Raw genomic sequence first — 22,906 nt, 5'->3', positions numbered from 1 at the left:
TAGAGATAGATATTAAAAAGCTTATAAAACCGCTGTTTATTGCATATTTTTTATTTTTGCTCTGCTTTTCGAACAATAAAATGATAGCGTATTCAGTCTGTCGTTAGTAAACACCTCACAAGCAAATTTATTTTCCAATGATTTGGTCGTTTTTGCTCTTTAGTTAAATAAAGTGAAATTTATTCTGAATTGAACGGATGCTTTTCCCGAAAATACAGTTATTCTATTATCACAGGCAGTCATTAGTCATTAAATTGTTATTTAAAACGCGAGAATTAGTAAATAAGACACACCTTTTCTAACTCAACGCTTTTAATATTAGTGATTTAAGATTATAATTAAAGCATAATAGAAATATTTTTTAATCAATATAAAATAACAAGAAAAGGGATGATTTGAATGATAGGTTGCAGTAGTTTTACACTAACATCAAAAGATAACAAACATTTACTTTCTCGAACAATGGACTTTGGAATAGAAATGGCGGAACAAGTTGTTTTTGTTCCACGCAACAAAACATTTGATTTAACTTATACAACGTCAGATTCAACAACATCAAAATTTGCTTTTATCGGTATGGGGCAAATTTTAAATAATTCACCGATTCTTTTTGATGGTATTAATGAAAAAGGTCTTATGGGAGCAACCCTCTATTTTCCAGGTTATGCAACTTATAAAGACGCAGCAGCAGACGAAACACTCGCAATTTCTCCTGATAAAGTTATCCCCTACATATTATCGCAAGCAACAACGGTCGAAGATGTCAAAACACAGTTACTAGAATCTATTACACTTATTAATGATACCAACCCCATTATCAGTAAATTGCCACCTCTACATTTTATCTTTTCTGATAAAACAGGAGCAACAATTATTGTTGAACCGATGCCCAATGGTTTAAATATCATTGAAGATTCTATCGGGGTGATGACGAATAGTCCTGACTATTCTTGGCACGAAACAAATTTACGCAACTACATCACAGTGACACCTCACCAACATGAACCGATTACTCTGGCAAATAAAGAACTGTCAGCTTTCAGTCAAGGATCAGGTACATTTGGTTTACCAGGTGACTATACCCCTCCTGCTCGTTTTGTGAGAGTGGCTTACTTAAGAAACTTTTCTAAACAACCCGAAAATGAAATCGAAGCCGTCAGTTTATCTCATCATATTCTAGAATCAGTTAGTATTCCTAATGGAGTGGTGATTGATCCACAAGGTGAACCTGACTACACATGTTACAGTAGCTACATGTGCGCCGAATCATTAAGTTTTTATTTTGCTGTTTATAGCAACCAACGACTTCAAAAAATAACATTGAACGATGAACTTATCGCTTCAACCGAATATAAGGAATTTAAGGTACAGACTGAAGAGGATATCAACTGTCTTAACTAAGGGGTTTTATACAAAAACGCTACAACTAACATCGTGTTAATTGTAGCGTTTTTATTTATTCAATTTAGTTTAATGCATTAACTTCAAAAGGCTAATCATTATTTGCATACATGATTTCATCAGCAGACTGTTGTTTTTTTACAGGAATGTAAATTTTAGTGCCCGCTTCCAATTTATTCTCATTAATAAGGTCGTTATTCTCACTCATCCATTGCACCATTGATTGTACTTCTTTAGTTGACGAGGTGTAATTTTCAGCAATTGTCCAAAGGTTATCTGATTCTACAATAGTATATTGTTCGTACTTACTTTCATCTATGCCAGCTGTTTTAAAACCTACTATTAGGAAAAAACAAGCACTAATAAGTGTAAAGATAATTACAAAAGAAAAATTAGTCCAAATACGTGATATTAAAGTTTTCATAAATTAAATCCCCCAGTCGAATGTATGTTCGTATTTATATCATATACCGAACGTTTGTTCTTGTCAACACAAAAACAGAACAAACGTTTGTATTTGTCAACAGCAAATGGTATACTAAAGATACAAAAAACCATACAGAGGTGTAATTATGAAACTTTCTAAACGTCAAAGTGAAATATTTGAATTTTTAAAAGACGAAGTAAAATCAAAAGGTTATCCGCCCTCTGTTCGAGAAATCGGTGAAGCAGTTGGCCTTGCATCAAGTTCTACTGTACACGGTCACCTTGAACGCCTTGAACAAAAAGGGCTAATCAAACGCGATCCTTCTAAACCAAGAGCAATCGAAATAATGGATGATTCACCTAAAGTTGGCACTGTGAATGTGCCATTGGTTGGTAAAGTAACAGCTGGTGTTCCTATTACTGCAATAGAAAATGTTGAAGAATACTTCCCGCTTCCTGAATCAATGCTTGTCAATGATGCCACATTATTCATGCTAAAAGTTGACGGTGAAAGTATGATAAATGCAGGTATTTTGGATGGAGATAAATTAATCGTCCGCCAACAAAATACGGCTTACGATAACGATATTGTTATTGCTATGACAGAGGATGACGAAGCAACTTGTAAACGATTCTTTAAGGAAAGTAACCGTATACGACTTCAACCTGAAAACGATTCGATGGAACCCATCTACTTACCAAATGTATCTATTCTTGGTAAAGTTGTAGGTGTATTTAGAGAAATGTAGCCTTTTCTTTCGCTACATCGGTTAATTATCTTAATACAATAATTAATACAATTAAAAAAAGAGGAATAAGCAGCTTGTTGCTTATTTCTCTTTTTTTGGATACTAAATCATTTTTAAAATACCTATAATCATGAATGACATTGCTAATGCTTTAAAATTATTTATGCTATAATTTCATTATTAAAAAAGAAAGAGGTCCTTTGATGAAGCCTTTAGCTGATGCTCTAATCATTATCGATTTACAGAATGGCGTGTGTTACAACGACACAGAAATTTTCAATCTATCTTCATTAGTTACTCTAATAAATAAACGTATGCTTGATTATACGTCTCAAGGGAAAAACATCATCATTGTTCAACATACTGACGAAGATTTGATTCAAGGACAGTCCCCTTGGGAAGTCATCCCCTCGTTGGACAAGGGAAAAGCGACTCATTATATTCAAAAAACACATGCCAATTCTTTTTATAAGACTAATTTAAAAGAATTGCTTGAACAAGAACATATAAACAGTATCGAAATTTGTGGTGCTCAAACCGAATATTGTGTGGATGCAACTGTAAAAAATGCTCATGCACTGGGTTATTTAATCCAAATGTTAAGAGGTGGCACAACAACTTATTCTAATGCTTTTATGAGTGCAGAAAATACGGTGCGTTTTTATGAAAATATATGGGATAATCGCTTTGCCACTTTTATTTAATTACACCAAAAAGGTATAAAACAATATGTTTTATACCTTTTTTTGGTTTTTGAAATACGAACGAAAACCTTCTATATGATAAGGATGCGCTTCATAAGCAGCATTTAATCCCTTTTCTACAATAACAGCCGTTGTCACTGGTCCAATCGATAATAATGTCAATTGAGACAACAACTGATGTTCTTCAGCAGTTAATAAGTTAATAAAAGCAATAACAGCCGAAGGACTTGTAAACACAACCGTATCATCTGCCTTAAATTGAAACGGTTCTCTTTTTGCTTCAACGACAGTGTAGACACTTGTATGTTCAACCTCACAAACAGTCGCTAACTTCTCTGCTAATTCATTTGTTGCTCGTGCAGATTGCGGTAACCATATCCGATCTGTATCTTTAAGTTGTTGTGCTATAACCTCAAACAATCCACTTGATATAAAATCAGCAGCTTCAATCACAGGTTTAAGACCATAAGATTCTAGTGCCTGCGATGTTGCCGGACCGATTGAAATAGTTTTGAACTGTCTATTGGGTCCACTCTCTAACACCCGATGAACGGTATTTTGGCTCGTAAAAACAACAAAATCAGCAGCCGTTAATGCACGTAATTTTTTTGTGATTTCAGCCTGATTTAGAGGCTCAATTTTAAGAACAGGGAAAAGAACGGCTTCATGACCTGTCTCATTGATCAACTGACACAAAGTTGCTGCTTGATGAGGCATTCGCGTCACAATGATGCGTGCCATGGGCTTCCCTCCTTTTTAAGCTTGATCGATCCAACGACAAACATCTTTCGCATGATACGTCATGATGATATCTGCACCCGCACGTTTCATACCCAAAAGTGTTTCCATTACTATTTTCTCTTCTTCAATCCAACCATTTTGTGCAGCTGCTTTAACCATGGCGTATTCACCACTCACGTTATAAGCGACAATGGGTAAATCATGTGCATTACGAGTATCACGAATAATATCCATATACGCCATTGCTGGTTTTATGATTAGAAAATCCGCCCCTTCAGCGACATCTGATGCTGCTTCACGTTTTGCTTCACGACGATTGGCAGGGTCCATTTGATACGATTTACGATCACCAAACTGAGGTGCACCGTCTGCTGCATCACGAAATGGACCATAATAAGCAGAGGCATATTTCACAGCATACGACATAATGGGAATATTTTCGTATCCCGCTTTATCAAGTGCTTGTCTAATTGCATACACAAAACCATCCATCATATTAGACGGAGCGATAATATCTGCACCTGCCTCAGCTTGTGAAACTGCTGTTTGAGAGAGGATTGCTAACGACTCATCATTTAAAATGGTCTCTCCCTCAATCACACCACAGTGGCCGTGATCTGTGTATTCACATAAACATGTATCTGCAATCACAATCAAGTCAGGATAACGCGTTTTAATGTAACGTGTGGCCTCTTGAATAATACCATGCGTATGAAAAGCACCCGTTCCGATGGCATCTTTTTCTGCGGGAAGTCCAAAAAGGATCACTGATGGTATACCTAAAGCAACAATTTCAGCGAGCTCTTTATCAATAGTATCGAGTGAATATTGAAAAACGCCTGGCATAGAGGATACTTCTGTCATGACATTCTCACCTTCAACTACAAATAGTGGATAGATAAGATCTGCTTTTTCTAATTTATTTTCTCGAACTAATGAGCGCATTGCGGATGTAGTTCGTAAACGACGGTGACGTGAAAATTGAAACATGTGAATTCCTTCTTTCATTTAATTGTTTACTCTTCAATATTAAGATCAGCAATCATCGCTGCTGCACCTTGTTCAAATAATTTTTCTTTTACTGATTGCCCCACTGTTTTGCTCTCTTCGCCTATTACCTGTGAATGAATCACACGTTGTCCATCAACACTTGCTAATAAACTGCGCAATACAATCCCTTGATTTTCTAAAGTGGCGTAACCTCCCACAGGCATATGACAGCTACCTTCCATTTCAGCTAAAAAGGCACGTTCTGTCAAAACAGTCAATGCTGTTTCCGGATCATGAATTGTTGCTAATAGCTCTCGTACATCTTCATCGTCTGAACGACACTCGATAGCTAACGCACCTTGCCCCACTGCAGGCAGACACTCTTCAATCGGCAATGGGTACATTTCTGTTTCATTAAATAAGCCCAACCGTTTTAAGCCAGCTGCAGCTAAAATAATTGCATCATATTGGCCTTCACGTAATTTACGAAGACGTGAATCGACATTACCACGTAATAATTTAATTTCTAAATCAGGACGTAGCGCTAATAATTGTGCCTGACGTCTTAAGCTACTTGTTCCAACAACTGCATTCTCCTTTAACTCCTTTACAGAACGCCCATCTGAACTTACTAATACGTCCCTTGCATCCTCGCGAATAGGGATAGCTCCAATTGTTAATTCTCCTGGCAATTCGGCAGGCATATCTTTCATGCTATGCACAGCAATATCGATATCACTGTTAAGCAAAGCCCATTCTATCTCTTTAATGAAAAGTCCTTTACCGCCAATTTTAGAAAGCGATTCTTCTAATCGAATATCACCTTTTGTGACAATTTCCTTAACCTCAAAAACGACATCTGGATAGTTCGCTTGTAATGCTTTAATAACGTGACCTGTTTGTGTCGTTGCTAACTGTGAACGTCTGGTACCTACGGTAATTACTTTTCGCATAACTCTGCCTCGTTTCTATCATTTGCGGTTTGCAAACCAAAAAGATGTTCAACAAACGCTAATTTATCCAATGCATCCTCTTCAAGTGCCAATTCTTTCGTTTTAATAATAGGCTCTTTGATAATTTGATTAACAATACTTTTCGTTAATTTATGAATCACCTTGAGTTCATGATCGCTTAAATTAGGCAACTTTCTTTCCATATGAGCCATTGCTGTTTCATAGATGGTTAACGTCTTATCACGCAATTCGTGGATGACTGGTGTTGCTTTTAATGTTAAACGCCATTTATGAAAAGATTCTTGTGCCTCAACTACCATTTTACTAACCTCTACCATAGCAGCTTCGCGCTGTTGTTTATTTTGATCAGCTATCCGTTCAATATCATCCATATCATAACGACTAATTTGCGGATGTACATCTAAAATCGGATCCGCATTACGCGGCATACCTAAATCAACAATTGCTAGATAACGTAATTGTTCCTCGAGCAGTTTTTGCGTCAGAATATAATCATCTGAGCGCAACGCACTAAACACGACATCCGCAGAAGCTAATACTTGTTGCAACGCTTCTTTCGGAGCTGCTTTGGTTTTATATTTCATCGCTAAGGAAATTGCATTCTCATATGTTCGATTAACAATCGTAATTTGTTCCATCGGAAAATGTGGTTTTAAATAATCAAGAATTAAAACACTCATTTTCCCTGCTCCAAGAATGACAAGTTCTTTTTTATGCATCATATCCAACTGCTGAGATTCAATAAGTTTTACAGCAACTGTGCTTAATGATACTGAACCTTCACCAATTAATGTTTCTGACTGCGCTTGTTTACCGACTGTAATTGCTCGTTTAAATAACTCGTTTAAGACAACACCTGTTGTGTTTACTTCACGCGCACACTCAAAGCTATCTTTCACTTGACCTAAAATTTGTGTTTCTCCTACAATCATCGATGCTAAACTCGTACTCACTTCAAATAAGTGTGCGATTGCCGCATCATTTTCGAGAAAAATCACCTGTTCGGCAACTTCATCGTAAGTCATATTGAATAACGCTGCTAAATATTTACGGACATAATAGCGGCCGCGACTAATTTCATCCACCACTAAATAAAGCTCCGTGCGGTTACATGTTGATAAAATAACATTTTCAAGCACGCTATTTTGTTGATTTAGCGTTATCATAGCCTGTGCTACTGATTCCTCATCAATATGAAATTTTTCGCGATGGGCAACGGATACTGCTTTAAAATTGATGGTTGCTACAAGTACTTCCATTTTCTATCCCTACCTAATCTATGAGTTCTGACTTTTATATGCCTGCACATGTGCAGTTACTTGTTTAATTACTGCTGGATTAGCTTCTGGGAAAACACCATGACCTAAGTTAAAAATATAGCCTGGTGCGGTTGTGCCGTCTGCTAATACGCGATTTAATTCTTGTTCTAAAACAGGCCATGGCGCTGTCAAATAAGCAGGATCCATATTCCCTTGAATTGCTTTGGTGATGCCTTGTTTACGGGCTGCAGCCATTGACATACGCCAATCCATTCCAATGACATCTAATGGCATTTCATTCCACTCTTGTAACAAGTGCGTGGCATGGACACCGTGCATAATTTTAATAGCTGTACTATCTTCTAATGCTGCAAGTATTTTTTTAATCCCCGGAGCGATATAACGATTGTAATCAATCAAACTCACATCGCCAATCCAAGAATCAAATAATTGTACAGCTGATACGCCAGCTTCTATTTGTGCTTTCAAATAAACAATCACCATGTCAGCTAGTTTATCCATCAGCAAATGCCATTCATCCTCATGTTGATACATAAAACTTTTTGTTTTAAGATGCGTTTTTGAAGGGCCTCCTTCAATTAAATAGCTCGCTAATGTGTAGGGCGCTCCTGAAAAACCAATCAACGGAACCGTGAGCATTTCTGCTGTCAATAACTTGATGGTATCCAACACATAAGGAATATCTCGCTGTGGATCTAAACTGCCAAGCGCGTCAATATCTTGACGTGTTTTGATTGGCGACTTAATAACAGGTCCAATTCCTGTTTCGATTGTGACATCAACACCGATACCGTGTAAAGGTGTCATGATATCTTTATATAAAACAGCCGCATCAACGCCATAGTTATTAACAGGTAATGCTGTCACATAGGCACATAATTCTGGTTGATGCGTAATTTCAAACAACGAGTATTTCGCTTTAATTTCACGGTATTCTGGTTGTGAACGCCCCGCTTGACGCATAAACCACACGGGTACATGATCCGTTACTTCGCCACGTGCTGCTTGTAAAAACGTCTGATTCGTTATTTTAGTTGGTATCGTCATTAAAAATCCTCCTCTTATACACTTCTGCCACTCAATTATAGCAATAATAAAAGCCTTGTCGTACCTTTTTGACTCTTTTGTGAATTATTTCATATTTTCGACACATTCATTAAGTGATTGCTAAAAAAGCATTGACTAAACTCACCTTTCAAACGAATGATACAATGAACACGTTAACTTTAACAAAACAATCAAACAATGACTTTTATCTGCTTACGCTGCACAGATTGATTCAATAGCACTGCGCTTTATTATTGGAGACACCAAAACGCTAAAGCAGTCTTTATGCAAAAAGAAAACTGAGTATAAATTTGCTTTTAAATATACGGCACTAGATTTAAACACTCGTTGAAAGTTTGAACTAAGCAATCTATCTGTTACATACTCGGTTTGATACATTATACAATTAAACAGTTATTAAAATAGGGACTTGAAAGATACAATAACAAAATAAATTTCATAAAATACTTAGTTTTAATTATAAATAATTCACTATTTACCCTAATTTTAAAATCCACACTATTTAACACAGAACCATCTAATCTCAATAGTTTCATATCTTTAGCAGAAGCCGTTTTTATTTAGACAAAAAAAAGAAAGCCATTATAAATGGCTTTCTTTTCACTATTATTTCGCGTATTCAACAGCTCTCGTTTCACGAACAACCGTCACTTTAATGTGACCTGGATAGTTCAATTCACTTTCAATTGATTTACGAATTTCTCGTGCAAGACGAATCGATTCTAAATCATCCACATCATCGGGTTTTACGATGACGCGAATTTCTCGACCAGCTTGAATGGCGAAGGCTTTCTCTACGCCTTTGAAGCTTTCAGGAATTGATTCTAAGCGCTCTAAGCGATGAATATAATTCTCTAACGTTTCACTACGTGCTCCTGGACGAGCTGCTGATAAAGCATCTGCGGCCGCCACAAGGATTGAGATAATTGAAGTAGGTTCCGTATCACCATGATGTGATGCAATCGCGTTGATAACTGTTTCATGTTCTTTATATTTGGTTGCCAATTCGACACCAATTTCAACATGACTACCTTCAATTTCATGATCAATGGCTTTCCCAATATCATGGAAAAGACCTGCACGTTTTGCCAAAGTAACATCTTCGCCTAATTCACCAGCTAAGATACCACTTAAGCGAGCAACCTCGATAGAATGATTTAATACATTTTGTCCATAGCTTGTACGATAACGAAGGCGACCTAATATTTTAATTAAGTCGGGATGAACGGCATGTAAGCCAAGTTCAAATGTCGCTTGTTCACCAAGCTCACGAATGTGTTCATCCACCTCTTTACGAGCCTTGTCGATCATTTCTTCAATACGAGCTGGATGTATACGACCATCCTCTACTAGCTTCTCAAGCGCGATGCGAGCAATCTCACGACGTACCGGATCAAAGCCTGATAAAATAACTGCTTCCGGTGTATCATCAATGATTAAATCAATACCAGTTAGCGTTTCAATTGTACGAATGTTACGACCTTCACGACCAATAATTCGACCCTTCATTTCATCATTTGGCAAGTTAACAACGGATACAGTTGTTTCTGATACAAAATCAGCTGCAGAACGTTGTATTGCTAATGATAAAAGATCTTTGGCTTTTTTATCGGACGTTTCTTTCGCATCATCCTCGCTCTCTTTAATCATAACAGCTATATCATGAGATAATTCTTTTTCAGTTAGAGTTAATATTTCTTCTTTCGCTTGGTCTTTCGTCAAAGCCGAAATGCGTTCAAGTTCAAGTTTCTCATCTGCTACCAATTTTTCTACATGAGCTTTTTTCTGTTCAATTAGTTGTTGTTTCTGAGCAATTTTTTCCTCTTTACTCTCTAGCGATTCCTCTTTATTATCAAGAGTCTCCGCCTTACGATCGAGGATTTCTTCACGTTGTAAAAGTCGGCTCTCTTTAGTTTTCAAATCAAAACGACGTTCACGCAGTTCATTCTCAGTTTCAGTTCGATAGCGTTGGTTTTCTTCTTTTGCTTCTAAAAGAGCTTCTTTTTTAAGACTCTCTGCGTCTTTCAACGCATCCGCTTTAATGTGCTCTGCCGTCGTGCGGCTAGCTTCCATATTTCGTTGATTAGAATCATTCGCTATTTTTCTTCCTACAACAATACCAATGATCGAGAAAAGGAATACGAGGATGATAGTAATTACGTAGGTCATACATTCACCTCCATTCTTATTCAAATTCATGTCATATTGTCGGCTGACTTATTGTACAGCACACTACATTAGTGATTCAATATATAAGATAATATCTCTTAAAGTAAAATTATCTTACAATTTACATTATACCGATAAAATGGCGTTTTGTGAAATAAATAATTTGATTTATATGTAGAAAATCGACTTTTATATGCACATTTTCTAATAATAATTATTATGCTTGTAATAAAACGTATAGAAACGTTGCTACACAAAGGTTTTCGAGCAATAAAAAAAAGATAGACAAATTGTCTATCTTTTCGTTTTTATTTTTTATTTTTCAACATTTTCCGTATCAACAGCCGCTTCTTCGACTACTTCAGCAGATTCTGGTAAGTCATCGCCAATACCATAAGCATTACGAACTTTTCCAGAAATTTCTAAACGAGTGTCAGTATGTTCACGTAAATATTGTTTTGCATTTTCACGACCTTGGCCAATTCGTTCGCCTTCATAAGAATACCATGAACCACTTTTGATAATGATATCTTCTTCAGCTGCCATATCAACCAATTCACCTTCACGTGAAATTCCTTCTCCGTATACAATATCAACTTCTGCAATACGGAAAGGTGGCGCTACTTTATTTTTAACAACTTTAATTCGTGTTTTGTTACCGATAATATCAGTACCTTGTTTTAGTTGTTCAGCACGACGTACTTCTAAACGAACTGACGCATAAAATTTCAATGCACGACCACCTGGTGTAATTTCAGGGTTACCAAACATAACACCAACTTTTTCACGAATTTGGTTAATGAACAGTGCAATTGTTTTCGATTTGTTGATTGAACCTGATAATTTACGTAAAGCTTGTGACATTAAACGCGCTTGAAGACCAACGTGTGAGTCTCCCATTTCGCCTTCAATTTCAGCTTTTGGTACCAAAGCAGCTACTGAATCGACAACAACGATATCAACGGCTCCTGAACGTACTAACGCTTCACATATTTCAAGTGCTTGTTCACCTGTATCAGGTTGAGAAAGTAGTAATTCATCAATATTAACGCCTAATTTTTTAGCATAAGCTGGATCAAGTGCATGCTCTGCATCGATAAACGCCGCTGTTCCGCCTTGTTCTTGAACTTCTGCAATTGCATGTAATGCTACAGTTGTTTTACCTGAACTTTCTGGACCGTATACTTCAACAACACGTCCACGAGGATAACCACCAACACCTAATGCCACATCAAGTGCCAACGAGCCACTTGGAATAGTTTTTATATTGGTATCAGTTTTTTCACCTAATTTCATGATAGAACCTTTACCGAATTGCTTTTCAATTTGTTTTAATGCCTGTTCTAAGGCTGCTTGACGATTATCCAACTTATTTCCTCCTTCGTAACAAAACGAAATTTATTATCTATAGTTATTACTATAAACGTTCTTTAACCTAATTACAAGCAAAAGAACGAACGTATATTCGGTTTTGATGTAAAAAAGCTGCTACTAAAGCATTTCTAATGTGAAGTTTTTGCTGTTTTTTCTTCCAAATACTTGTATAATTGCCAAAAAGCTTCTTTTACTGCTCTTTCACGATTATATTGGCGGTCCCTTGCAAATAAATGATGTTTTGCAGTTGTGGACGTTTCATCGCTAAACCCAATCCAAACACTACCTGAAGGTTCACCGTCATGAGAACCTGGTCCTGCAACACCTGTGAAACTAACACCGATGTTAGCAGCTGTTTGTTGACGAACATTATTCGCCATCGTTTTTGCAGTGGCTTCACTGACGACACCGTTTTCTGTTAATAGCTCTTCAGGCACACCCAACAGGCTTGTTTTTGTATCGGTTGCATAAGTGACCAAACCACCACGTAAAACGCGCGATGCGCCTGGAACAGAGGCTAATGTCGCTTGGAATAAACCGGCTGTTAAACTCTCTGCGGCTGAAACAGTCAAATTTTGTTCCGTCAGCAAACGCACAACTTTTTCTTCAAGGCTTTCACCATCGTAGCCAAAAAAGTAAGCGCCTAAACGACTCAGTACTTTTTCTTCAAGTTCATCGATTAATGGCGTTAATTCAGCTGCATTTTGCGAAGAAGCTGTTATTCTTAACGTTACCTCATGTTTACCTGCATATGTGCCTAGTGTAGGATTTGTTTGTTTTGTAATCAAATCATCCAGCTGATCAGCGAGGCGTGATTCGCCAATACCATAAAAGTGTAAAACACGCGATTCTAGTCGATAATCACCTGCAGCTTTTTCAAGACGGTTTCGCACTTCATTGGTAAACATCGTTTTCATTTCGGTTGGTACCCCAGGCATTAAGATGTATGTGACACCCTCATGTTCCAACATCATTCCTGGTGCAAAGCCAACAACGTTATCGAGTACATCGGCACCTTCAATGACATCGGCCTGCAACAGATTATTAGCTGTCATGGGCCCGTCACCACGGCGTTTAAAGAAATTCAGGATGACCTCTTCAGCCTTGGCGTCACGAACAAGTTCTAATCCAAGAACATCCGCAATCGTTTTTTTTGTTAAATCATCTTGAGTTGGGCCTAATCCACCGGTAATAATAATAAGGTTTGCACGCTTCTGAGCTGTGCGAATAACATCACTGAGTCGTTGTGGGTTATCGCCAACAACCGTATGATAATACATATTATGTCCTGTTAATGCGAGCTCTTCGGAGATGAATTGAGCATTTGTATTAGTAATTTGTCCAAGCAATAGTTCTGTTCCTACAGCGATCATTTCAGCATTCATTTAAACATCCTCTTCCCTTATTTTATATCTATCTACACGCTGTATTATACCATTCACAGGTCATCATTTTAACTTATCAGTCTGTTAGTTAACATAACTTTATTATTCAGTACTTATGAATAATAAAAAACCCCAGATATATAATCTGAGGTCTCAAACGACTAATTGTTTCTTTATTTAAATCCGTCACTAAAGACATGACGGTTTTGATAAAAATAATTAATACCTGATAACACTGTGAAAAAGACACAGACATAAAAGATAATTAAATCGACACGTATACCTGTTGCTGCAAAGGGAAAGTTACTTAACATTAATAGTGGAATAGCTACAAGTTGTGTAAATGTTTTAATTTTACCTAACATATTTGCAGCATTGACCTCTCCACCCTCAGCTAACAAGAGACGTAAGCCAGTGATTGCCAATTCGCGTGAAACAATCAAAACAACTGCCCAAGACGGAATAATATCAGCTCCTACCAAGGCAATAAAAGCCGCCATTACCAATAATTTATCTGCTAATGGATCCGCAAATTTACCAAAATTAGTCACTAGGTTGTGTTTACGAGCTAAATAACCATCTAACCAATCTGTAATTGATGCAACAACAAAAACAATAGTTGCAATTAAATGAGCAACAGTAATTGTAGAGTCTAAGACGGTAAAAGTTCCCCAATTAAACGGAATCAAAAATAGTATTAGAAAGACAGGGATTAATAGGATACGTAAAACCGTAAGTTGATTTGGAATATTCATCATTTTTCTCCTTTAAAAAAGGCGTAAGCTGCCCAATATAATAAAAGTCACTGAGTATTTTCAAGACTTTTATTACAATTTGCAGTTACCCCTCACTTTTATTTTTGTGTAATATTTAATGTGATATTTTGTGTAATAGAATCTGAAGCGAAGGTTAATTTTTCACCGTCGATAGTCACCTCTAGAGCTTGTGAATTTCCGACAGTCACATTGACACTTGTTTGACCCGAGAGCTCAACTTCTTGTTTATTACCCGAAGCAAGTAAGCCTGACTCTAATGATTCTCCTGTTGAAGAAGTAATTGAATTCCAGCTATCACCACTTGTAGCATCTAATACCAATTTAAGTTTGGCGCTCTTTGGAGCTTCGATTTCATAAACATTTGATTCTGAGTCTTTATCCGGTGCCGAAATTTTAACATCTCCAGCATCTTCATCGTCTTCTTTAGAATCACTTGATTCAGATTCTTTACTACTTGACTCCACTTTCGATTCGCCTGATTTGTTAGCTTCATCGATTGAGATACTTGTTGCAGGTGATTTATCTACCACTGTATCCGTTGACGTTTGTCCTTTGTTATATAACATCCACCATAACGCACCCACAATAACTACTACCATCACTGCTAACACAATTTTAAAGCCTTTGCCCAATAAAAAAGCAGGAACTTCACGAGGAGCCTTTTTCGGTTTCTCTCTTGTGGCTGTTGTATCGGTTGCATTAACTTCTGTTTTTATTGAAGGTAGTTCATTGCGATAGGTCGCCATTATTTCATCGCCATCAAGTCCAACGACTTCAGCATATGTACGTATGAAAGCTCGCGTATAAAAATCGCCCGGCAACACACTGAAATTCCCTTGTTCAATAGCTTCTAAATATCTTTTTTGTATTTTTGTTTTTTGTTGAAGTTCGTCTAAAGTCATTTTCTTCTCTTTACGACTTTTCTTTAGCAAATTACCTAATTCGCTCATACTTTTCACCTGCCATCGCCTTGTTATTTTATGAATCAATCACCAAAAACGAGCATTTATTACTAGATTTTTTAAGGCAGTTGCAACTTGCCATCTCCAAAATATTAATGTCTCTGCAGGGATCGTATTCTTGTAGTACTTTTTCATCTTATATTAGTTTGATTTTCTAAAGCATCAATCACTTGAATGATTAATCAGCTTGATTCGCTAAAGTAGAAGCAACAATTACTTGTTATTATTCTAAAAGTAAAAAGAAAGTTACTTTCAGACTGAAGATAAACGCCAATCTAGGTATACATACACCCGCTCAGCATTTCTATTCAGTCTGCCGATTTTGTTAAAAATGAGCACTTTATTTTTCAACAGTACCAACCTTCACTTTTTGCTCGTACTGGCTGATTCATCAATTCAAATCCACACAACACTGTCATTTGGTTGGAAATTTTATTATATATACTACCACCATATTATTAAAATTTCATAAAAATATGAGCATATGCAAGATTACCAAAACAAACGTTCGTGTTTTGGTAAAAATACAGTGTGATTTAAGATAAAAACCTCTAATTTAACATAAAAATGCACTAACATCATTTTAGCACGTCACCTTGCACTTGTCACTTCTAATCAGGTATCGTTTTACAACTATTTTTGTGGCTTAATTTTAAATGCCAAACTTGACGTTTTTGCAAGTATTGTCTCTGCAAGACTAGACAAATTATCCAACGTAATTTCAGCTAAAATTGATAGCACATCATCAGGATTCGCCTCTTTAAAATGATAGTCTGCTAACCATTCACTATAGGCCTCGAAATTATCTGATAAAGTAACTAACGTACCAATCAATTCACGCTTAGCACATGTGAAAACGTGGTCATTTAATATATCTGGGTGATGCGCAGTTTTTAAAAGTTGCTTGAGTGCTGCGACAGCTTCATCACCACCGGTTCCCATCAACAACAAATAACTAAAATTATCCTCATACACAAAATGGCTACTAAATGATTCATCGATAATCCCTTTTGCATAAAGTGTATTATAGTTGCTGGAAAGCGGGCTTAACAAAACATCTGTTAATAGTTGTCGTTCCAACACACTTTTAATATAGGTACGCCCAGTCTCTTTTACAGCAGGCCAACGAACACCTACTGCAAACTTGTCTAGCTGAATCGGCATGCTCATTTGTGCATCATTACCTATTTCTTTAAGAGGGTCACTATGATAGCTTAGTTTACTTGTTGGCATTGTATTAATTTCCCACTGTTTTTCAAGCTGTAACATGCTCTTAAAGAGGTTATCAGCATTAAAATTACCGGTAATCACCCAAAGCATTTCTTCTGGACGATACATTTGCGCATGCGTCTTTTGTACCGTTTCAAGATCGATTTTTGCAACATCTTCTTTTGTACCTGTAATATCAGTTGCAATTAATTGATTTGGAAATAACCCTCCCAGACTCATTTGCATCAATGCGGTGTACACATCATCTTCATACATTTCTTGCTCTTGTAGTATTATCGCCTGTTCATGTGCGACATGTTCTGCTGTCCATTGCGGCTGTAGAACCATTTTCGCTAAACGATTAATTAAAGGTTCAATATCATCTGTCGCCAATACAGTGTAGCTCGTTGACGTTGTTGTTGTAAAAGCATTGATATTTGCGTGTTTTTCAACAAAAAATTTACTGATATCCAGTGTTTCGGATTGGAACATCATATGTTCAATAAAATGAGCTACCCCTGTTAGTGGTGTCTCTAATTCTGTGGTTGAGCCAAATGGCACAGTTAACTGTATAAAACTATGATGTGATTCCGGTTTTTCAAGCAGCATCACAGTCATTCCATTTGCTAATTTTTTCTTAATTGGTGCTTTCAATTGATCGCTCCTTTTTTAAGAGGCAATAACTGCCCTTATATTCCCATTGTTGCATCATCTTTTGAATCATTTTTGGCGTGATTTCTGCAATCATTTGTTGCCATTCTGAAAGCGACAACGTATGAGGTAATAATTGACGAGAAAAAGCGATATCATTGACACCTTCTATTTCATCTAATTCTAACTGTAAATCATGCCATAATGTTTTTTTAGCAAGGTCAATTTCTTCCTGGGTCACGCCTTGCTCTGCCATTGCTTGTTGTTGGCGTTTCATTAACTCTAGAGCCTTTTCAGTTTGTTTACTCTCAACACCAGCTATAGCGTATGCTAATTGTTTTGTAATATTCATGCTGCCGTATATTTCATAAGCCAATTGTGCTTGTTCTCTGACTTCTTCAAACAAACGTGAGTGACTATCAACCGCCCAAATATAATAAGCCAATTGTAAAACTACGCGTTCTTGTTGAGAAGTAATCAGCGGCAATTGGTATGTAATAATCGTTTTTGCTTGCATTACATCATGATGTTTTACAGTTTTTCCTAAATCCGCTAACTCACTCTTCCTAAAAGAATAACGTTGGATTTTTTTTACATTGCCCGTTGGAAATTGATCGAGCTGTTTTTTGATATTGTTCCATTCAACGTCACCCGTAATCGTAATTAACTGTTCATCTTCCACCATCATTTTCTGATAGGTTTCTTGAAGTGCTTGTAAATTAATTGTAGTAACATCTTCTTTCACACCAATTGCGTGATAACGGTAGACATCGTTTTGATACAATTTTTGCAATACATCCTCCATGGCAATATCTGTAGGATCTTCTTGGATGGAGTCAAACCGTTTAATTAATGTTTCTTGTTCACGAGCAAACAGTTCTTCTAACGCACTTGTTGGAGTGAATATTGGTTTGAATAGCGTGGATTGTAAGAAAGACCATACATCATCTTCATAATTAATATCATCGATTAGTTTTGGATTAGGATAAATTAACGTGCAATGAACAATATGATAATCCCCACTCTTTTCAACGATAGCGTCAAGTGATGCGCCAAATAAATACGATAATCGTTGTTGAAAAGCGTTTAAAGTTGGATAATCTTCGCTTAATCCAAACCAATTAGCAAAAAGAGAGCGCTTGGTAATGGTGTCACGCTCAATCAGCGCCTTAAAATGCCACGAGACTTCGACTTGTTGAAATTGTGTCGTTGCTTCTAACATAACGGGATAACCGTTGATTGTCTGGATTGTCTCATTATTTTTAATTTTTATCATCCCCTATTCCGATTCTTGAATCGGCCATTCCGTGACATTGACACGACGTGGCTTACTGCCTTCATGTGGTCCAACGATTCCTCGATTTTCCATTTCGTCAACAATACGTGCTGCTCTATTATAACCAACTTTAAATTTTCGTTGTAACATCGATACTGAGGCTGCTTGTTGTTGAACAAACATTTGAACCGCCTCATCAAACAATTCATCATCTGGTTCGGCTTGGTTGGTATCAATCTCATCTGGTATCATTTCTTCTTGGTATTGTGCTTTTTGTTGCTCTATACAGGCATCAACAATTGTTTCTACCTCTTGATCTGATAAAAATGCCCCTTGAATACGCGTTGGTTTTGAGGAATCGGCTGTTTTAAAGAGCATATCTCCCATACCTAATAATTTCTCGCCACCTGACATATCAAGGATTGTACGAGAATCGATTGCTGAAGAGACAGCAAATGAAATACGTGCCGGAATATTCGCTTTAATTACACCTGTAATAACGTCAACTGACGGACGTTGTGTTGCAACAATCATATGAATACCTGATGCACGACCCATTTGCGTAATGCGCATAATTGCACTTTCAACATCATTGGATGCGACCAACATTAAGTCGGCTAATTCATCAACAATGGTTACGATATAAGGTAACGGTGTTTGTTTAACCGATTCCGTTTCGTTGTTTTCAGCGACAATTTGGTTATAACCTTCAATATTACGCGTTCCATAATGAGAAAATAAATCATAACGACGTTCCATTTCTGCCACTACTTTTTGTAGTGCTTGAGCTGCTTTTTTAGGATTTGTGACAACGGGTGTTAAAAGATGTGGTACGCCATTGTACACGCTTAATTCGACCATTTTAGGGTCAATAAGCATCATTTTAACTTCGTGTGGTTTTGCTTTTAATAAAATACTCGTAATAATCGAGTTAATACACACTGATTTACCACTACCTGTTGCACCGGCAACGAGCAAATGCGGCATTTTATTTAGTTTAGCCATTACTGCTTCACCAGATATATCACGCCCTAAAGCGATTTGTAATTTTTCACTCGGAATATTTTGAGGGTTGTCCTCTAATATTTCACGCAATGTCACCATGGCAACATTTTTATTGGGTACCTCGATACCTATCACTGATTTACCTGGAATAGGCGCTTGGATACGAACTTCTTTTGCTGCTAATGCCAAAGCAATATCATCAGTTAAACTCACAACCTTGCTAACTTTCACACCTACAGCTGGTTGAACTTCGTATTCTGTTACAGCCGGTCCTAAATGAACTTCGGTCACTTTAGCATCCACACCAAAACTTTTGAAAGTCGCTTCCAAGATTTTAGCATTCTCATTAATTTGACGTTTTTCATCGCTTTGGTCAACAAACTTTGTAGGATTCAATAAAGTTGTACTTGGTAATTCATAGCTTGTATCGATCAAAGGCGCTGTAAACGGCACAACATCAGGCGTGTTTCCAATGACAGGGTCATCATTTTCTGGCACTTCTTTTGCTAGCTCAGTGATTGGTTGTGGTTTTGCAGCATTCCCCAACACTTCTGCACGTAGGTCTGGCATTTGTTTACCTTCATTAAATGATTTTATACGTGGTGGTTCATAGGCAACGTTTTTGGCTGTTTCTGGTTCAATTTCCTCTGCTTCATTCGCAGGTTGACGTTCTACGGTTTTTTTAACTTTTGGTTTTTTTTCTTTATATGCTTTAATTTTTTGACTAATTTTAGCAACTAACCAATTTAAAACTTCACGCGGTGAGTGATCGGTCACTAAAAAGACACCTTCAATAAATAATAAAGTTGCCAAAATATAGGTACCTACAGCGGCGAATAAGAAATAAGTTAACGTAACAAGTAAGGCCGTAATATACCCCCCGCCGACAGAAACTAATGAAATCGTTTCTAAGCGATAGTTGTTCACTAGCTGATTACTGACTTGCATAACACTTAAATCACCAAATAATAGCGGTTGAACAATGGCTGTATGATAGATAACCATAATTGCAAACAACATAAAAAACACACCTAAGAAATGTGGTTTTAAAAGTGCTGGCCATTTTCTTTTAACAATAAAGTGAATACCCAATAATCCGATAAGAATTAATAAAACACCTGCAAAAGTACCTGCAAGGACAACACTCATCTCAAATAAAAAGCGACCGACGAAACCAAACTGCCCCATCCCAAAAATCGCTAAAATAATCAATATAATACCTGCTGATTCAAATGGTATTGGCCATTTTTTTAAATCTAGAACTTTCTTTTTTTTCTTTTTTGTCGTTTTCTTACGTTGTGACCGTTGTTGGGCCAAATCTGCCACCCTCTTCTATATAAATAATTGACTGAATAATCATTCCTCATTATACCATAATCTCTTTAAAACAGAACGTATAGACATATTTATGTCCCCCTCCGTCTTTTAATTGACAATAATATCATTATGTTCACTAAAGTTATCGCAAATAAACACAAAATATGACTGTTATTTTAGAAGACTGCTTTTTACTTACCTTTTTAAAGCTGATTGGTACTAAATTTAACGTCCCTTTTCAGCTAAATGCAGGCGTGTCCTTTTAAACAGCGCATTATTTAACCTGTTATATTTATACGTTTATTCAAAAAGCATTCATTGGCTTTTACTTTTCCCTCTTCTTAGAATGTGAGCGCCCTGCTTTTTATTGAGGAAAAGATAGCTTAATCAGCTGTAAATAGTATCTGAAATTAAAGGCTAATCCTTATATAGGTTAGCAATATTCTGGATTCTATTTTTAAGTTCTGTTCGAATATGCAAAGGTTCTAAAAATTGACATTTATCACCAAAACTTAAAATAATGTTGTAATAATAGTCGTTTTCTATCAATGGAAAGTCAACAATGTAATGTTCTTCGCCATCTGATGTAAAGTCTTCGTAGACACAAAAATCAAGCACTCTATCCATGATAGACTTGTGAATTCGGATTGTTGTCCTTATTTGTATACTTGTCCAAGTATCTGTAAAATCTAATAAAGGTTTTTGATAATCTTTTGGCTTAAAGAAACTATTTTCAATTTTTAATTTTGATACACGAGACAGTTTGAAAAGACGAAAGTCCTTTCTTGTATAACAATAGCCATGAAAATACCAATGATTACTTTTCAATATAATCTGATAGGGTTCTGTTTTCCGTTCTGTTTTTATGCCGTGAGCATTTGTATATTCAAATGAGAGGATGTTGTAATTTTGTAACGCTAATTTTATTATGTTTAGATTCTTCTCCACATTCCCATCACTTATCCACTGGTTTAAATCTATTTGGATTTGATTCGTTTGAAATTCAATTTCATTTACTTTGTCAGCAGGAATGAAACTTTTAACTTTTGTGAGGGCATTTGTTAATTCTGCGCTTTTTATTATATTTGAAAAGCCAGAAAGTCCAATTAAAATAGAAGAAATATCTGTAGATGAGAAAGTTTTTTGATCGATTTTATATCTTTTCATTATTTCAAAACCACCACCTACGCCAGATGTTGAATAGACGGGAATACCGGCTAAGTTGATCGCATCTATATCACGATAAATGGTCCGTTTTGAAACTTCAAATATATTAGCTAATTCGTGTGCACTTACTCGTTCTTTATCAAGTAGTATCATTATAATACTAATAAGCCTGCTAATTTTCATCCTGTAATTACCTCATCGTTTTTCTTCATTTTAGATTGTTGCCATACAGTTGTCAACAATCCCCCATTATACTAAAAGAGTACCAAAAATTATAATAAATGGAGGAACATTATGAAAACTATTTATATTTATGTACTTGATACTCTTGCTGATTGGGAGATGGGACATATTACTTCGGAGCTAAATTCCAGACGATTTTTTAAACCTGATGCCGATCAACTAGCAATTAAAACAGTGAGTTATTCAAATAAACCCATTCGAACAATGGGTGGTATGACAATCATTCCTGATTGTACTGTTGATGATATTGTCATCAATGAGACAAACATGCTTCTATTACCTGGTGCAGATACTTGGAATAACGCAAAACACACAGCGGTTCTCAGTAAAGTAAGTGAGTTCCTTTCTGTTGGTGCTACAGTGTGTGCTATCTGTGGTGCTACTGCAGCACTTGCTGACTTTGGTATTTTTGATGAGCGTCCCCATACTAGCAATGGTGAAGGTTTTCTTGAAATGGTAAGTTCCAGTTACAATGGACAAAAATTTTATGTGGACCAACCTTCAGTATCAGATAATCATCTTATTACTGCCGGGTCAACAGCCTCATTATTGTGGACAAAACAAATTATTGACGACCTCGATGTTTATAAAAAAAGCACATTAGACGCTTGGTATGCTTACTTTAATACAGGTGACTCCAAATATTTCTTCGAACTTATGGACACTTTATCATCTAATGACAAGAATTAAACACTGTAACTCAAACACTTATTTTATTAGGCAGCATCAACAATAAAAAATCAAAAAATAAAGAGACTACCCTAATTGGTAATCTCTTTATTTTTTGTCTCTAGTATAATAAGCCAAAACTTGTGAAATTTTATAACAAACAAAAATACATTAGACTTGAAATTCAACTTTGAGATACGAATGTTTTTCTCCAACTGCAACAACCGGTGTTTTTTGCTATTTCAAAAAACTCATCAGGCACAGATAGCCTCCCTCGTTTTTCTACAATCGCTTCAACACCAAATAGGTTGTTTTCGTTCTCGACTTTTCCAATTTCTTAAGTTCTGAATGGGCTTATTTTACTTTTAGT

The 22,906-nt window shown here is 36.5% G+C and carries 19 protein-coding genes; 4 read left to right on the top strand and 15 right to left on the bottom strand.

Annotated elements, in window-relative coordinates; translation table 11 throughout:
* The first annotated feature begins 399 nt into the window (after positions 1-399).
* Positions 400-1,401, top strand: a complete 1,002-nt coding sequence (locus IKV95_RS08585) for a choloylglycine hydrolase family protein (RefSeq protein WP_287451668.1) — start codon at positions 400-402, stop codon at positions 1,399-1,401.
* Between the two features lie 91 nt (positions 1,402-1,492).
* Here IKV95_RS08585 and yneA read toward each other — a convergent pair whose 3' ends face one another.
* Complete coding sequence (gene yneA, locus IKV95_RS08580; RefSeq protein ID WP_287451667.1) at positions 1,493-1,825, bottom strand: cell division suppressor protein YneA; 333 nt, start codon at positions 1,823-1,825, stop codon at positions 1,493-1,495.
* 148 nt (positions 1,826-1,973) lie between these two features.
* Here yneA and lexA point away from each other — a divergent pair, with 148 nt between their 5' ends.
* Complete coding sequence (gene lexA / locus IKV95_RS08575) at positions 1,974-2,576, top strand: transcriptional repressor LexA (RefSeq protein WP_029091808.1); 603 nt, start codon at positions 1,974-1,976, stop codon at positions 2,574-2,576.
* 203 nt (positions 2,577-2,779) lie between these two features.
* A complete protein-coding gene (locus IKV95_RS08570) occupies positions 2,780-3,280 on the top strand; it encodes a cysteine hydrolase family protein (protein WP_069120063.1) in 501 nt (166 codons plus the stop codon).
* A 30-nt stretch (positions 3,281-3,310) separates the two neighbouring features.
* Here the strand turns inward: IKV95_RS08570 and IKV95_RS08565 are convergent, their stop codons facing one another.
* The 14 genes from IKV95_RS08565 to IKV95_RS08500 form a co-directional block, all read right to left on the bottom strand.
* Positions 3,311-4,021: a uroporphyrinogen-III synthase gene (locus tag IKV95_RS08565; protein WP_287451666.1), complete on the bottom strand. Its 711-nt coding sequence runs from the start codon at positions 4,019-4,021 to the stop codon at positions 3,311-3,313.
* Between the two features lie 15 nt (positions 4,022-4,036).
* Positions 4,037-5,011: a porphobilinogen synthase gene (gene hemB / locus IKV95_RS08560; protein WP_036027432.1), complete on the bottom strand. Its 975-nt coding sequence runs from the start codon at positions 5,009-5,011 to the stop codon at positions 4,037-4,039.
* A 26-nt stretch (positions 5,012-5,037) separates the two neighbouring features.
* On the bottom strand, positions 5,038-5,964 hold the full coding sequence (hemC, locus tag IKV95_RS08555; protein ID WP_287451665.1) for a hydroxymethylbilane synthase: 927 nt from the start codon (positions 5,962-5,964) through the stop codon (positions 5,038-5,040).
* Positions 5,952-7,244, bottom strand: coding sequence for a glutamyl-tRNA reductase (gene hemA / locus IKV95_RS08550; RefSeq protein ID WP_069125419.1), 1,293 nt, complete (start codon positions 7,242-7,244; stop codon positions 5,952-5,954). Before hemA ends, hemC begins: the two co-directional genes overlap by 13 nt.
* An 18-nt stretch (positions 7,245-7,262) precedes the next feature.
* Entirely contained in the window at positions 7,263-8,312 is a 1,050-nt protein-coding gene (gene hemE, locus IKV95_RS08545; protein WP_069125420.1) for a uroporphyrinogen decarboxylase, read from the bottom strand.
* 627 nt (positions 8,313-8,939) lie between these two features.
* Entirely contained in the window at positions 8,940-10,502 is a 1,563-nt protein-coding gene (rny, locus tag IKV95_RS08540) for a ribonuclease Y (protein WP_029091997.1), read from the bottom strand.
* A 315-nt stretch (positions 10,503-10,817) separates the two neighbouring features.
* Positions 10,818-11,870, bottom strand: a complete 1,053-nt coding sequence (gene recA, locus IKV95_RS08535) for a recombinase RecA (protein WP_069119597.1) — start codon at positions 11,868-11,870, stop codon at positions 10,818-10,820.
* A gap of 134 nt (positions 11,871-12,004) precedes the next feature.
* Positions 12,005-13,261, bottom strand: coding sequence for a competence/damage-inducible protein A (locus tag IKV95_RS08530; RefSeq protein WP_069125422.1), 1,257 nt, complete (start codon positions 13,259-13,261; stop codon positions 12,005-12,007).
* Positions 13,262-13,434: 173 nt separating this feature from the next.
* On the bottom strand, positions 13,435-14,016 hold the full coding sequence (pgsA, locus tag IKV95_RS08525; protein WP_029092000.1) for a CDP-diacylglycerol--glycerol-3-phosphate 3-phosphatidyltransferase: 582 nt from the start codon (positions 14,014-14,016) through the stop codon (positions 13,435-13,437).
* Between the two features lie 98 nt (positions 14,017-14,114).
* Positions 14,115-14,987 carry a helix-turn-helix domain-containing protein gene (locus tag IKV95_RS08520; RefSeq protein WP_069128561.1) on the bottom strand — a complete coding sequence of 291 codons (873 nt, stop codon included), beginning with the start codon at positions 14,985-14,987 and terminating at the stop codon, positions 14,115-14,117.
* A gap of 645 nt (positions 14,988-15,632) precedes the next feature.
* Entirely contained in the window at positions 15,633-16,862 is a 1,230-nt protein-coding gene (gene yfmH / locus IKV95_RS08515; protein WP_069119594.1) for an EF-P 5-aminopentanol modification-associated protein YfmH, read from the bottom strand.
* Positions 16,846-18,135 (bottom strand): M16 family metallopeptidase, encoded by a 1,290-nt coding sequence (locus tag IKV95_RS08510; RefSeq protein ID WP_029092003.1) that lies wholly within the window; start codon positions 18,133-18,135, stop codon positions 16,846-16,848. The genes yfmH and IKV95_RS08510 overlap by 17 nt, the downstream gene beginning before the upstream one ends.
* A 3-nt stretch (positions 18,136-18,138) precedes the next feature.
* Entirely contained in the window at positions 18,139-20,466 is a 2,328-nt protein-coding gene (locus tag IKV95_RS08505; RefSeq protein ID WP_069125427.1) for a DNA translocase FtsK, read from the bottom strand.
* Between the two features lie 408 nt (positions 20,467-20,874).
* Positions 20,875-21,807 (bottom strand): helix-turn-helix transcriptional regulator, encoded by a 933-nt coding sequence (locus IKV95_RS08500; RefSeq protein WP_029092005.1) that lies wholly within the window; start codon positions 21,805-21,807, stop codon positions 20,875-20,877.
* Positions 21,808-21,918: 111 nt separating this feature from the next.
* On the opposite strand from IKV95_RS08500, the gene IKV95_RS08495 reads away from it, so the two are divergent.
* Positions 21,919-22,557, top strand: a complete 639-nt coding sequence (locus IKV95_RS08495) for a DJ-1/PfpI family protein (protein ID WP_287451663.1) — start codon at positions 21,919-21,921, stop codon at positions 22,555-22,557.
* The last annotated feature ends 349 nt before the right edge of the window (positions 22,558-22,906 follow it).

Origin of the sequence: Brochothrix sp. (genome assembly GCF_017549435.1) — a bacterium.
Taxonomy (GTDB): Bacteria; Bacillota; Bacilli; order Lactobacillales; family Listeriaceae; genus Brochothrix; species Brochothrix thermosphacta.
This window is presented reverse-complemented; position numbering and strand designations above follow the sequence as displayed.